This window comes from Streptomyces sp. NBC_00076 (assembly GCF_045041235.1).
Classification (GTDB): Bacteria; Actinomycetota; Actinomycetes; order Streptomycetales; family Streptomycetaceae; genus Streptomyces.
In genome coordinates this window covers 3540202-3554005 of sequence record NZ_CP108242.1, presented here as the reverse complement: position 1 = coordinate 3554005, position 13804 = coordinate 3540202, and the positions used below count along the sequence as shown (strand labels likewise).

Annotated in this window: 8 protein-coding genes; 7 read left to right on the top strand and 1 reads right to left on the bottom strand. The window is 66.9% G+C overall.

Going from position 1 to position 13804, the window contains the following annotated elements; genetic code table 11:
• Positions 1 to 15: 15 nt before the first annotated feature.
• The 6 genes from OHA64_RS16200 (at position 16) to OHA64_RS16175 (ending at position 8416) form a co-directional block, all read left to right on the top strand.
• Positions 16 to 1218 (top strand): ROK family protein, encoded by a 1203-nt coding sequence (locus OHA64_RS16200; protein WP_405613538.1) that lies wholly within the window; start codon positions 16 to 18, stop codon positions 1216 to 1218.
• A 417-nt stretch (positions 1219 to 1635) separates the two neighbouring features.
• Entirely contained in the window at positions 1636 to 4383 is a 2748-nt protein-coding gene (gene ppdK / locus OHA64_RS16195; protein ID WP_405613536.1) for a pyruvate, phosphate dikinase, read from the top strand.
• A gap of 660 nt (positions 4384 to 5043) precedes the next feature.
• Positions 5044 to 5949 carry a toll/interleukin-1 receptor domain-containing protein gene (locus OHA64_RS16190; RefSeq protein ID WP_405613534.1) on the top strand — a complete coding sequence of 302 codons (906 nt, stop codon included), beginning with the start codon at positions 5044 to 5046 and terminating at the stop codon, positions 5947 to 5949.
• A gap of 23 nt (positions 5950 to 5972) precedes the next feature.
• On the top strand, positions 5973 to 6830 hold the full coding sequence (locus OHA64_RS16185) for a macro domain-containing protein (protein WP_405613532.1): 858 nt from the start codon (positions 5973 to 5975) through the stop codon (positions 6828 to 6830).
• A 749-nt stretch (positions 6831 to 7579) separates the two neighbouring features.
• Positions 7580 to 8059 carry a hypothetical protein gene (locus tag OHA64_RS16180; protein WP_405613530.1) on the top strand — a complete coding sequence of 160 codons (480 nt, stop codon included), beginning with the start codon at positions 7580 to 7582 and terminating at the stop codon, positions 8057 to 8059.
• A 141-nt stretch (positions 8060 to 8200) separates the two neighbouring features.
• The gene (locus OHA64_RS16175; RefSeq protein WP_405613528.1) at positions 8201 to 8416 is read left to right on the top strand and encodes a hypothetical protein; all 216 of its coding nucleotides are present in this window, start codon (positions 8201 to 8203) and stop codon (positions 8414 to 8416) included.
• Positions 8417 to 8513: 97 nt separating this feature from the next.
• Here OHA64_RS16175 and OHA64_RS16170 read toward each other — a convergent pair whose 3' ends face one another.
• A complete protein-coding gene (locus tag OHA64_RS16170; protein ID WP_405613526.1) occupies positions 8514 to 9725 on the bottom strand; it encodes an acyltransferase family protein in 1212 nt (403 codons plus the stop codon).
• A gap of 124 nt (positions 9726 to 9849) precedes the next feature.
• On the opposite strand from OHA64_RS16170, the gene OHA64_RS16165 reads away from it, so the two are divergent.
• Positions 9850 to 13515: a helix-turn-helix domain-containing protein gene (locus tag OHA64_RS16165; RefSeq protein ID WP_405613524.1), complete on the top strand. Its 3666-nt coding sequence runs from the start codon at positions 9850 to 9852 to the stop codon at positions 13513 to 13515.
• Positions 13516 to 13804: the final 289 nt, after the last annotated feature.

The following is a 13804-nucleotide window of genomic DNA, read 5'->3' as shown; positions in this document are numbered from 1 at the left end:
CACAAGGGGGTGTACATGACCGGTCGAGGTCAGTTCGGCGCCGGAGAGCTGCTCGAACTGGTACGCAGTGGCCGCGCCACGACCCGCGGTGCGCTCCAGCAGGCCACCGGTCTCTCGCGCGCCACCGTGGGACAGCGTCTCGACCGTCTCTTCCGCGCGGGCTGGCTGCGCGAGGGCGCCGGCGGCCCGGTCGACTCACCGCTCGGCGGCCGGCCCTCCATCACGCTGGAGTTCGACGACTCCCACGCCGTCGTGCTCGCCGCCGACCTCGACACCCGGCACGCGCGCGCCGCGGTCCTCTCGCTGTCCGGCGAGATCCTGGCGGAGCACGCCGGCCCGCTGGCCATCGGGGACGGCCCTGACGTGGTGCTCGGCGAACTGGGCCACTGGTTCGCCGAGCTCCTGGAGAAGGCGGGCCACCGCGCGGACGAGGTCTGCGGCATCGGCCTCGCGGTACCGGGCCCCGTCGACACCGACACGGGCCGGGTCGTGCAGCCGCCGATCATGCCGGGCTGGGACGGCTACGACATACGCGGCCGTCTGGCGAGAGCCTTCACCGAGCACACGGGCGCGTCCGCGGTACCGGTACTCGTCGACAACGACGCCAACCTCATGGCGTACGGGGAGCAGCGCACCGCGTACCCCGACTGCTCGGCGTTCGTGCTGGTCAAGGTCTCGACGGGGATAGGCGCCGGAGTCGTGGTCGACGGGGCGGTCTACCGGGGCATCGACGGAGGCGCCGGCGACCTAGGCCACATCCGGGTCCCGGCCGGCGCGGACGCGCTGTGCCGCTGCGGTTCCTACGGCTGTCTCGCCGCCGTCGCCAGTGGCGGCGCCGTGGCCCGGCGGCTGGCGAAGACCGGAGTGCCTGCCGCGTCCGGCTCGGACGTGCGGGACCTGCTGGCGTCCGGACACCCCGAGGCGGCGGCTCTCGCGCGGGACGCGGGCCGGCAGGTCGGGGACGTCCTGGCGACCGTCGTCACCCTCCTCAACCCCGGCGTTCTGATGATCGCGGGGGATTTGGCCGGAACCCCCTTCCTGACGGGGGTGCGGGAGTTGCTGTACCAGCGGGCGCTGCCGCGCTCCACCGCTCATCTGGACGTCGTCACCTCCCGGCTCGGAGACCGGGCGGGGCTGATCGGGGCAGGGGCGATGGTGGTGGAGCACCTGTACGCGCCGCAGCGGGCGGAGGAACGACTGGTGGCGCTGGGCGTGTGACCACCTCGTTTCCGGCGGCGTTCCGGTCCGGAAACGCGTCCGCATGGTGAAATCCCGGGGTCTGTGACAGCGTGATTATCGCCACCCTTGATAGAGGTTGCGCTCATATGAGCGGCCTGTGATCGACTGCACTTCTCCAAGGTGTGGCACTCAGTGCCACGCGTTGATCGTTCATCGATCGAAATCAGACGGGCTCGACGCCGCTCGTATGAGCAGTATTCCGGCAGTGTGAGCGCTCTTGCGTTCAAGAAGTGAAAACATGATCCTGTCTCCGCTTGCCAAGCTTTGACTTTCGATCCGGTGGCGGACGAGTGGTTACAGGCGTATGACGCGCAAGTGGACGTACCCAGGTGCCTTCGATCTGGGTATGTTCCTGGCCGTCAGGGCAGCCACCGCGTCCTCGAGGAGTCGAGACCCGTGTCGGAAAACAAAGATCTCCGTGCAGCCGAGTCGGCCGCGAGCGTTGAGGGCGTGAAGTTCGTCTACGACTTCACCGAGGGCAACAAGGACCTCAAGGACCTCCTCGGTGGCAAGGGCGCCAACCTCGCCGAGATGACCAACCTGGGTCTCCCGGTGCCTCCCGGCTTCACGATCACCACCGAGGCCTGCAAGGTCTACCTGGACAGCGGCGACGAACCGGCGGCACTGCGTGACGAGGTGAGTGCGCACCTCGACGCGCTGGAGCAGCGCATGGGCAAGAAGCTGGGCCAGGCCGACGACCCCCTGCTGGTGTCGGTCCGCTCGGGCGCGAAGTTCTCGATGCCCGGCATGATGGACACGGTCCTCAACATCGGCCTCTCCGACAAGTCGGTGCAGGGCCTGGCCAAGCAGGCCGGCGACGACCGCTTCGCGTGGGACTCCTACCGCCGCCTCATCCAGATGTTCGGCAAGACGGTCCTCGGCGTCGAGGGCGACCTCTTCGAGGACGCGCTGGAGGCGGCGAAGGCGGCCAAGAAGGTCGCGGTGGACACCGAGCTGGAGGCCGCCGACCTCAAGAAGCTCGTCACCAAGTTCAAGAAGATCGTCAAGACCGAGGCCGGCCGGGACTTCCCGCAGGACCCGCGCGAGCAGATGGACCTCGCCATCCACGCGGTCTTCGACTCCTGGAACACCGACCGCGCCAAGCTCTACCGCCGCCAGGAGCGCATCCCGGGCGACCTGGGCACGGCCGTCAACGTCTGCTCGATGGTGTTCGGCAACCTGGGCCCCGACTCGGGCACGGGCGTCGCCTTCACCCGCGACCCCGCCTCCGGCCACCAGGGCGTCTACGGCGACTACCTGCAGAACGCCCAGGGCGAGGACGTGGTGGCCGGCATCCGCAACACGGTCTGGCTCGCGGAGCTGGAGACGATCGACAAGAAGTCGTACGACCAGCTGATGCAGATCATGGAGACCCTGGAGAACCACTACAAGGACCTCTGCGACATCGAGTTCACGATCGAGCGCGGTCAGCTGTGGATGCTCCAGACGCGCGTCGGCAAGCGCACCGCGGGCGCGGCCTTCCGTATCGCCACGCAGCTCGTCGACCAGGGCCTGATCGACGAGGCCGAGGCGCTCCAGCGGGTGAACGGCGCCCAGCTCGCGCAGCTGATGTTCCCCCGCTTCGACGATGAGGCGAAGGTGGAGAAGGTCGGCCGGGGCATCGCGGCGTCGCCGGGCGCGGCGGTCGGCAAGGCGGTCTTCGACTCGTACACCGCCGTGAAGTGGTCCCGTTCGGGCGAGAAGGTCATCCTGGTCCGCCGCGAGACGAACCCCGACGACCTGGACGGCATGATCGCGGCGGAGGGCATCCTGACCTCCCGCGGCGGCAAGACCTCGCACGCCGCCGTGGTCGCCCGCGGCATGGGCAAGACCTGCGTGTGCGGCGCGGAGGAGCTCGAGGTCGACACCAAGCGCCGCCGGATGACGGTGCCGGGCGGACACGTCGTCGAGGAGGGCGACCTGATCTCCATCGACGGCTCGTCGGGCAAGGTCTACCTCGGCGAGGTACCGGTGGTCCCGTCTCCCGTCGTGGAGTACTTCGAGGGCCGGATGCACGCGGGCGCCAACGACGCCGACGAGCTGGTCGAGGCCGTGCACCGGATCATGGCGTTCGCCGACCGCAAGCGCCGCCTGCGGGTGCGCGCCAACGCGGACAACGCCGAGGACGCGCTGCGCGCCCGCCGCTTCGGCGCCCAGGGCATCGGCCTGTGCCGTACGGAGCACATGTTCCTCGGCGACCGCCGCGAGCTGGTCGAGCGTCTCATCCTCGCGGACACGGAGGCAGAGCGTGAGGAGTCGCTGAAGGCGCTGCTCCCCCTCCAGAAGAAGGACTTCGTGGAGCTGTTCTCCGCGATGGACGGCCTCCCGGTCACGGTCCGGCTCCTGGACCCGCCCCTGCACGAGTTCCTGCCCGACATCACCGAACTGTCGGTCCGGGTGGCCCTGGCGGAGTCCCGCCAGGAGCCGCACGAGAACGAGCTGCGGCTGCTCCAGGCCGTGCACCGCCTGCACGAGCAGAACCCGATGCTGGGCCTGCGCGGCGTGCGCCTCGGCCTGGTCATCCCCGGCCTGTTCACGATGCAGGTCCGCGCCATCGCGGAGGCGGCGGCGGAACGCAAGGCGGCGAAGGGCGACCCGCGCGCCGAGATCATGATCCCGCTGGTGGGCACGGTCCAGGAGCTGGAGATCGTCCGCGAGGAGGCGGACCAGGTCGTCGCGGAGGTCGAGGCGGCGACGGGCACGAACCTGAAGCTGGCCATCGGCACGATGATCGAACTCCCGCGGGCCGCGCTGACCGCCGGTCAGATCGCGGAGGCGGCGGAGTTCTTCTCCTTCGGCACGAACGACCTGACGCAGACGGTGTGGGGCTTCAGCCGGGACGACGTGGAGGCCTCGTTCTTCACGGCCTACCTGGAGAAGGGCATCTTCGGTGTCTCCCCCTTCGAGACCATCGACAGGGACGGCGTGGGGTCGCTGGTGAAGCTGGCGGCGGACGCGGGCCGCAAAACCCGCCCCGACCTGAAGCTCGGCGTCTGCGGGGAGCACGGCGGTGACCCGGAGTCGGTCCACTTCTTCCACGAGGTGGGTCTGGACTACGTCTCCTGCTCACCGTTCCGGATCCCGGTGGCCCGACTCGAGGCGGGACGAGCGGCTTCGCAGTCCGCGGGGAGCGATCACCGGTAGGCGTACGGCCGTTGCCTGACGAGGTCTGCGTACGGGCCGAGCTGGCCTGCGCACGGACTGAGGGTCTGCGCAGGGCCTCACCTGAACCCCGGAACCGCCGCCCGTCCCCGACCGACCCTCACCGATGGGCGGCGGTTCCGGATCACGAGAGAGGGCGGCACCCTGTGCGGGGGTGCCGCCCTCTCCTGCATCATCTGCGGAGACTGTCAAGATCCGCCGCTGAACTGGGCAAATGACGTTTGTTTGCGTGGTTGCCGTTGAACCTGACCGAAGCTGTTGTGCCCTCGTTGTGCCCTCGTTGTGCCCTCATGGCGTGGCTGTGTGCATCCTTCTTCGCGGGTGGTCACAGCGCAACGACGTAGGAGCGAAGCGCCTGTTGCGCAGGAAGTGACGTCGGCTCGGAGAGACCTTGCGTGATCAACGTCGGAGCACCGCTGGCCTGGGATGGGCTGGTCGCCATTGGTCGCTGAGGCCACCCTTCGACGGCCCAGAGACGGCCCGAGGCGCGCGGCGGGGCGGGTTCCTTCAGGAGGCAGAGCGCCTCACGACTTTGCCCACTACAGTTGACAAGCGCAGCCGAGACGCACGGCAACATCGGCGGCATCCCGGCGGCAAGCACCATAGGACATCTGAACGGGGGACAAACGAGTGCGCGTTTTCATGAGCTGGTCCGGAGAAGCCTCCAGACTTTGCGCTGAGGCCCTTCGAGACTGGCTGCCTTTCATGAATCAGGGCATCGACCCTTTCGTTTCATCGCAGGACATCTCCAAAGGTGAGCGGGGATTAGACAAGATCGCGAGCAAGCTCCAAGATTCCAGCTTTGGAATAGTTTGTGTGACGCGTGAAAATCAGCACGCGCCTTGGGTTAACTTTGAAGCAGGCGCGCTTTCTCGTGAGCTGGGAGAAAGCATGCTAGCCCCATTTCTGCTCGACCTCGAAGTAAAGGATCTGTCGGGTCCAGTCGCGCAGTTCCAAGCCACAGAAAGCACATCACGGGATGAAGTTTGGACACTTGTGAAATGCCTTAACGAAAAATGTGAGACGGTAATTGGATCTGATCGCCTACAGGTAACTTTCGATAGGTTTTGGGGTGACATCGAGGATAAATTAAACGCTATCCGAGAGTCTCGACCTTCTCCTTCTATCCCTCAGCGCGACACTCCAGAAATCCTTAACGAGCTAGTCGCACTCGTACGGGACCAAACTTCTCGAATCAACAGCCTGACCACACAGATCTCTCAAATCCAAGAAGAAAACCAAACCCCTCGATACGTAATTAACGATCCTAGTGCAGTGACGATCAACACCCACAACGAAAGCAGGGAAGGCTCAATACTGTTCCTGCGTCGCATTATTGCTGATATTGTCCGCCCAGAAAACGTCGTCGAAACTCAAATCAAAACCGAAGAGTATGCAGATCTCGTGGTGACAGTGACCGAAGAGGGATTCCGCATAGCGCAAGCAAGCGTGACGCAACTGCAATCGTCCGCATCAAAGGTGGGCGTTTCGGCGGTCATCAAATCGGTTCTAGGCTCTGGTAACAGCGTAGTCTTGGCGCCTTTCTAATGCGATCAAATTCGCAAGGCCCAATGGCAGCGTTTGGTAACTTCGCGACACATCGCAACGTTAAGCTCGCAGCTGCGTATTCATCAGTGACCTTCGCCGGGATATCCGGCTTGGTTCAGTTGATACTTGCCGTATACCCGCTGAGTATGCTGCAAGGCGGCCGATCGCTTCTTATCGTGATTTCTGCTTCCCTCGCATTTGGAATCATCCGAGCGTTCCCCAAGAACACGGTCGACCGAGAATTAAAGAACCCAACATTCAAGGTGACGATAAAGAAGGGAGATCTTTTCGAAGAAGATTCGCACCTAGTCATCGGCTTCACCGATACATTCGACACGGATTCCAATGACGCCGAAATCATCTCACCCGCGAGTGTGCAGGCCCAATTTCTGCGGAGGGTTTACTCGGGGGAGGTCGATGCACTCGACCGAGACCTAACCATCGCGCTCGACGGGTACGTGCCGGAAGGTATAGAGACCCGAGAGGTGAAACCTAAGGGACGGCTAACTCGATACCCGCTAGGGACAGTCGCCGTGCTGGGCTCATTTGAGACGAGGTACTACTGTGTCGCATATTCGCGGATGGGAAACAATCTAGCAGCACAGTCTAGCGTAGATGCACTATGGCTTAGCTTGAGTCGCCTTTGGGACGTAATTGACGAAACCGGAAATCGGAGAAGTGTATCAATGCCGGTTATCGGGTCAGACCTCGCTAGAGTCGATAACTTGGATTACGAGAGTATTGTGAAAATGGTGGCCCTTTCTTTCGTCGCGCGATCACGTAAATCCATAATTACGCGCGCACTAACGATCGTAATCCACCCCCGCGATTGCGCCCGGATAGACATGAACGAGATGGCGGCTTTCCTGAACTCTCTATAAGAGTGGCGCGGGATCGAAATTGCAGTAACATTTCAATTAACTCGTAACGCCAACCCGCTTCTCGGTGGCCGCATGATATGCGATTCTTGAAGCTTGACAGTATGGGCGAGGAGGGGTGCGAGTGTCGCAACATGCCAGCCGTCGGGGGACTTTCCTACAGATCGCTGAGGTGATGAAAGTTCAGATAGAGGTGGACCTGCAGATGACACACCTCCCAGCTGCTGGAGACATCATGCGTGATCACGGTGTCTCGCGTGGGGTAGTGCTTCGCGCGTTCAAAGCTTCAGGCGGACGGGGTCGCCGAACCGGTTCGGGGCGGCCGGTGGCGCGTCGTACGTGAGGGCGAACTCGTCGACCGTTGTCCGCTGGAGGAGCGTATCGCCGACATCATCCCGGCCGAAGGGTTCGAAGTAGGGGCCAACTTCCTCAGCGCGTCTGACCTAATGGGCAGGTTCGGGGTATCCCGGCCGACCGTGAGCAAGGCCGTCTATACGCATCTGTGGGAGGCGGAGGCAGATCAGACGGCCGACATAATGGAAGCCGTACTAAGCGATGTGCCCTGAGAGTGTCCTGAGGGCATGAGAAATGGCTGGCTTCCCAGGTCAGGATGCCAGCCATACACCCTGTGCGGGGGTGCCGTCCTTTCGGCGTTGCTACTGCCGCGTTCTCGTCCCGCCGCATTCCCGCCAGGCCTGCACCCCACTTGTGGGTGGTGGTGGCCCAGCGAGTTTCGAAGTAGTTTCAAAGTTGTGAGTATCGAAAACGCCGCCGTGAACTTCTCCGAGCTGGTGAACAAGAACAAGCAGACGCTTGCCCGGCTCAAGGAATCCCCGAGACTGCTCCTGCACCGGAGAGACGGCGAGGACCTGGTCCTCACTACCGCGGCGCGGGCCGAGCAGGACCAGACGGTGCTATCGGCCGCTACTCGGATGCTGTCCGCGATGGCTCGCCGCGAGCCCGGAAGCACCGAACTGCTCCGCGACATACTGCCGGACGCCTTCCCCTGGGTCCGTTTCCTGCCCGAGCCCGATCTCCACGCCTTCGCAGTCGAACTGGTCGACACCATGCGCGCCGCCGACTCGATCGGCAACAGCGCGTCCGTCGCCCAACTGCTCATCGCCTGGCAGCACACCGCCGAGGTCCACTCCGATCCCGAACTGCTCACCGCACTGACCAAGGACCACGGCGAGGACTACGGGCCGGCGCCGGACCCACGGGATGTCGCATGACCGCTGGCCGCGGCGACCGCGCCGCGCCACCGGCGCCGATGGGCCACTGGGAAGTCCGCTTTCGCGGACGCGGCCTCTGCCAAAGGCTGGGAGAGCCTCGCCCAACAGGCCCGGGAGAACACCTACCGCGCCTGGACCACCATGCGCACCGACCCAGGGCCGGCCACTGAAACGCCCCGGCACCACCGGCTCAAGGGCAGCCTGGCACACGGCACCCACCGTGGACAGATCTGCGAGCAGTGGCAGATCGAGGTGACCGGCGGTGGCCGCGTCTGGTACCTCCTGGACACAGCCCGTGACACCTGCTGGATCACCTTCGCAGGCACGGGGCACCCACGAGCCACCGACCGCCGCTGAACCGGCACGTCCGAGGTCCGCGTCCGGGTGGCCAGCGGTGCCAGGTGCCCAACGCGGCAGCAGCGGCGCCGCAAAGGCGGTGCGGCACGGGCTCTCGTCACGGTGGCTGCACGCGGCGGGCCACCCTGCGGCCCCAGGCTTGGCTCGGCGCCTCGACGTAGCGGTAGGTCAGCAGGCACAGGGGCAACAGCACGGCGAAGAACAGCACTTCGAGCGCAAGACTGTCCTGCCGCCGTCGGCCCACCGTGCTGTCGATCACCGCCAGCAGCACCGGATGCACCAGATACACCGAGTAGCTGATCGTGCCCAATCCGGTCAGCATCCGCGGTATGCGCCGACGGCGCGACAACAGTCCGGCACCGAAGGTGAGCACGGCAAGCAGGAACGCGATGACCCAGCCGCGCCGTGTGAAGTGGTCGTCGTCGCCGTACCAGTACGCACTCCCCACGGCGCAGGCGACCACAATGACGGCAGTACGGGCCGTACAGCGCCAGGTGCTCTGACCGCTCTCAGCACGGTGGACGGCGGTGCCGAGGAACATCACGGCGAGGATCACCAGACCCTCCCACGGCGGGACCGTGCCGTTGAACGGAACCAGCACGAGCGCCAGCGTCCCGCCCAACACGCCCCCGAACCACCGGAGTACGGGTGACCTGGCGCTCGCACAGCAGATGGCGACCCCCATGGCGATCGAGACAAACGCGATCAACGGGCCGGTGCCGACCAGACCGGACAGGGCCGAGGCCGGCAGCGCCACCCCTGCCGTCACGCTCACAGCGGCGAGCGCGGCCAAGACGACCGCGACCACCGCGGACTGGCGGTGAAGGCGGACCGTGAAAAGAGCGACGACCAGCAAGTAGAAGGACATCTCGTAGGAGAGCGTCCACAGGACGAGCAGGACATTCGGTGTCCCCAGTAACTCCTGGAGCATGGTGGCGTGGGCGAGAGCCACGGTGGCAGTGCTCTGCTGACCGACGTCACGTATCTCCGCAATGCCCAGGAGGCCGGCAGCAAGGAGCACGGTGACGACAGCCGCCCACAGCGGGTACACACGGAAGATCCGTCCGATCCAGAACGTCCGGACGCAGCCCCGCCGCTCCAGCGACGCGGGGATGATGTAGCCGCTCACCAGGAAGAACACCATGATGCCGTAGCGGCTGGTGTTGAACTGCGGCATCAACTCCCGCCGGAAATCCGCCATGAAGGTATACGACGAGTGGTCGAACACCACGACGAGTGCGGCGATACCGCGCAACGCGTCCAGCCAGCCCAGCTTCGCTGAAGGGGGGACGAGGGGTGGGGATTCCATGCGTGAGCAGAGTCCTCTTCGATCAGGCAGGCCCCGGTCGGGGCGCGCTGATCACCGAGTTCACCGGCCGGCCCATTGTTCGGCAGTACCGTTCTGGCGGCCGAACATTGAACGGGGTGAGGGTGTGGCGGGGCGGCGTGAGGTGCCGGTGGATCCGGCGGCGGGTCCGGTGCAGCGGTTCGCGTACGAGTTACGCAAGTTGAGGGCGGAGGCGGACGGGCTCACCTACCGGTCGCTGGCCCAGCGGGCGGGCTACTCGGTGTCCACGCTGTCGCAGGCGGCGGCGGGGGAGCAGCTGCCGACGCTGCCGGTGGCCCTGGCCTATGTGGGGGCGTGCGGTGGGGACCTGGCGGAATGGGAGGCCCGGTGGAAGGAGGCGGTGGAGGAGTCCGCCGGAGACGTCTCTCGGGATGACGACCCGTCACCCACGCCGTACCGGGGCCTGGCACGGTTCGACACCGGGGACGACAACCTGTTCTTCGGCCGGGAGCAGCTCACCGCCGACCTGATCGACCTGCTGGGCCGCCAGCGGTTCGCCGCGGTCTTCGGCCCCTCCGGCAGCGGCAAGTCCTCCCTGCTGCGGGCCGGCCTGATACCCGTCCTGCGGCGCGCTCAGGAACCGGGCCTGCGCCCGGCCGCGATCCGGATCCTGACACCGGGCGAACGCCCTGCGCGCAGCCACGCACACCTCCTCACACCCGCGGTTCCCCGCGACGGCAGCGCCGGGGCGGACACGTTCGTGATCGTCGACCAGTTCGAGGAGGTCTTCACCCTCTGCCACGACGCGGGCGAGCGCGCTCGCTTCATCGATCTGTTGCTGACAGCCCGGCAGCCCGAGAACCACCTGCGGGTGCTCTTGGCGGTGCGCGGCGACTTCTACGGCCGGTGCGCCGAGCACCGCGGCCTGGCCGGGGCGCTGCGTGACGCCAACCTCCTGGTCGCAGCGATGAGCCAGGCGGAACTGCGCGACGCCGTCGTCAAGCCGGCCACGGCCGCCGGACTGACCGTGGAACGTGCCCTCACCACCCGACTCGTCAAGGAGGTCGCCGACGCGCCGGGCGGGTTGCCGCTGCTGTCCCACGCGTTGCTGGAGACCTGGCGCCGCCGCCGCGGCAAGACACTGACCATGGCGGGGTACGAGGCGGCCGGATGCCTGGACGGCGCGATCGCCAAGACCGCCGAGAAGGTCTACGGCCGGTTCACCGAAGGCCAGGCGGCTGCCGCCCGCCGGGTGTTGCTGCGCATGGTCGCACCCGGTGACGGCACTCCCGACACCCGCCGTCCCGTCGGTCGCGCGGAACTGACCGGCACCGGCCGGGACGACACCGCCCCAGTGGTGGAGGCACTCGCCGGGGCGCGGCTGCTCACCCTGGACGGCGACACGGCCGAGATAGCCCACGAGGCCCTGATCACCGCCTGGCCCAGGCTGCGCGGGTGGATCGAGGAAGACCGCGAACGCCTGCGTGTGCACCGGAACCTGACCGAAGTGGCGCACGCCTGGCAGGAACTGGGTCGGGAGGAGGGCGCCTTGCTCCGGGGAAGCCGGCTCGCCGCCGCCCAGGAACACTTCGGCGGCGCACCGCGCGAGGACCTGACCGACGTGGAGCACGCCTTCCTCGACGCCAGCCGCGACCACGAGCAGAAGGGCCGTCGCCGGTACCGGCTGGTGCTCACAGCGGTCACCACCGCCCTGTGCCTCGCCCTCGTCGCCGCCGGCCTCGCCGTGGGGCAGTGGCAGAGCGCGGTCACCGCCCAGCACCTCGCCCAGTCCCGGCAACTGGCCGCCCAGTCCGGTGCGTTGCTGGGCTCCGAGCCCGACCTCGCTTCACTGCTCGCCGTGCACGCCTACCGAACCAGCCCGACCCGTGAAGCCGCCGCCGCCCTGTTTGCCGCCGCGGCGCTGCCGCTGCGCAAGCGCCTGACCGGCGGCACCGAACCCGTGGATTCCTTCGCCCTCAGCCCGGACGGGCACACCCTCGCCACTCAGAGCAGGGACGGCAAAGTGAGGATCTGGAATCTGCCCGCAGGCGAGCTCCGGCATACGTTCACCGGCCAGGACACCGGCGAAGTCGCCGCGTTCAGCCCCGACGGACGCACCCTCGCTGTCGCCACCGGCGGGGTCATACGCATGTGGGATCCGGTCACCGGCAGGAAACTCGGAACCCTCACCATCCCCGGCGGTGCGATACGCGGGATCGCCTTCAGCTCTGGCGGTCGTACCGTGGCCGCCGCTTCCGCGACGACTGTGCGGGTGTGGGACGTGGCAACCGGCCGCAAGCGGCACGGCTTCACCGGCCACCCCGACCCAGAGGCGGTCGCCTTCGGCCCTGACGGACGTACCGTTCTCGCGGTGAGCTTCGGCGGACTGGTGCGGGTGTGGGACGCTGCCACCGGCCGCACCCGGACCACCCACGACAGCCGAATCAAGGGCTACGCAGTGGCTTTCAGCCCTGACGGCCGCACCTACGCGGTTGTCCGCACCGACGGTTCGGTGCAACTGCGGAAGGTGGCCACCGGCATCGTCCGGCGCACCATCAGGGACGGTGCCGTCGGGTCGAGCGAACTGGCCTTCGCCCCGGACGGGCGGACCCTCGCCATTCCGGGCCGTGGGAACACGGTGCGACTGTGGGACACCGCCTCCGGCGCGGCGCGGGGCACCGTGACCGCCGGGCACCACGGACGAGGACTCAAGAACGTGGCCCTCAGCGCGGACGGCCACACCCTGGTCACCAGCAGCAACTCGGACCCCACCATTCGCGTCCACCGCCTGACTGCCTCTCGCCCGCGTACGACTCTGCGAGGCCACGAGGGCGCGTACATCACGGACATGGCATTCGGTCCGGACGGTCGCACGGTGGCTGCGGTTCGCCAAGGGTGGCCCGGCCGTGGGTCGGTACAGCTCTGGGAGGCCAGTACCGGCGATCGCGACGGCACACTGGCTCTGGACACCGACCCGGCACTCCGGGAAGAGGAACTGCGCGTCACTGTTCTCCGCTTCGGAGCTGTGGGGTTCAGCCCGACCGGTCGCGCCCTGGCTGCCAGGGCCACCGAGAACGGCGTGATCGAGGTCCGGGAGGTCGCCACGGGCCGCCTTCGCCAAAGCCGCGCCATAGGCGACATCGACACGGCGGTGTTCAGTCCCGACGGGACACGGCTGGCCCTCGCCGGCTATGACGGATCGGTTCGGATCTGGCACCTTTCGACCGGTGCCCTGCGCACCGCCTACCCGGGCCACGGCGAATCCGTCAGGGCAATGGCGTTCGCCCCGGACGGACGCACACTCGCCGTCGCGCGTGGCAGGGCGGGTGACGAACAGGTCAGGCTGCTCGACGCGGCGACCGGCCGGACCCAGCGCACCATCAAGCCGAGCGCCGGGATGCTGCTGGCCCTCGCGTTCAGCCCGAACGGGCACACCCTGGCCACCGCGAGCAGCGCCAAGGGAGCCATGAAGACGTGGAACGCACGCACCGGTCAGCTTCAGGACAGCTTCAGTCTCAGCGGTGAGGTGGAGGCGCTGGCCTTCAGCTCCGATGGACGCACCCTGGCCGCGAGCAACGAGCGGAGTCCACCTGTGGGACCTCGCCACCAGCCAGATCAGACGCACCCTGCCGACCCGCTCCCCCGGAGCGGTGACGTTCAGCCCGGACGGACGGAACCTGGCCCTCAGCACGGGCAGCTCCGCCGAGTTGTGGAACGTCGACCTGCCCGACCCGGCCCACGCGATCCAGAACATCTGCGAGGCCATCGACACCGCTCTCACCCCTCTGGAACAGTCCCGCTACCTGCGTGAGCAGTCCCCTGAAACCGGCTGCCAGGATCGTCGGGCGGTGGTCCGCCCGTCGGACGGCTGACGTCGCACGCAGGTGGCTGGTCTCCTGGCCGTGCTTCCGTCGGCATCGGCTCGCTACCTGGCCGACTGATCAACGGGTGCCAAGTCGTTCCCGTCGTTGCGCGGGGCAGACAAGGCGACGGGGACGGCAGCCGGTGGGGTGCGGCGGGTGAGGTCGGGCAGGACGGTCGCCAGGCCGCCTCAACGCACGCCCCGGTGTTCGACCCCGGTCACGCCAGGAGCACAGCAG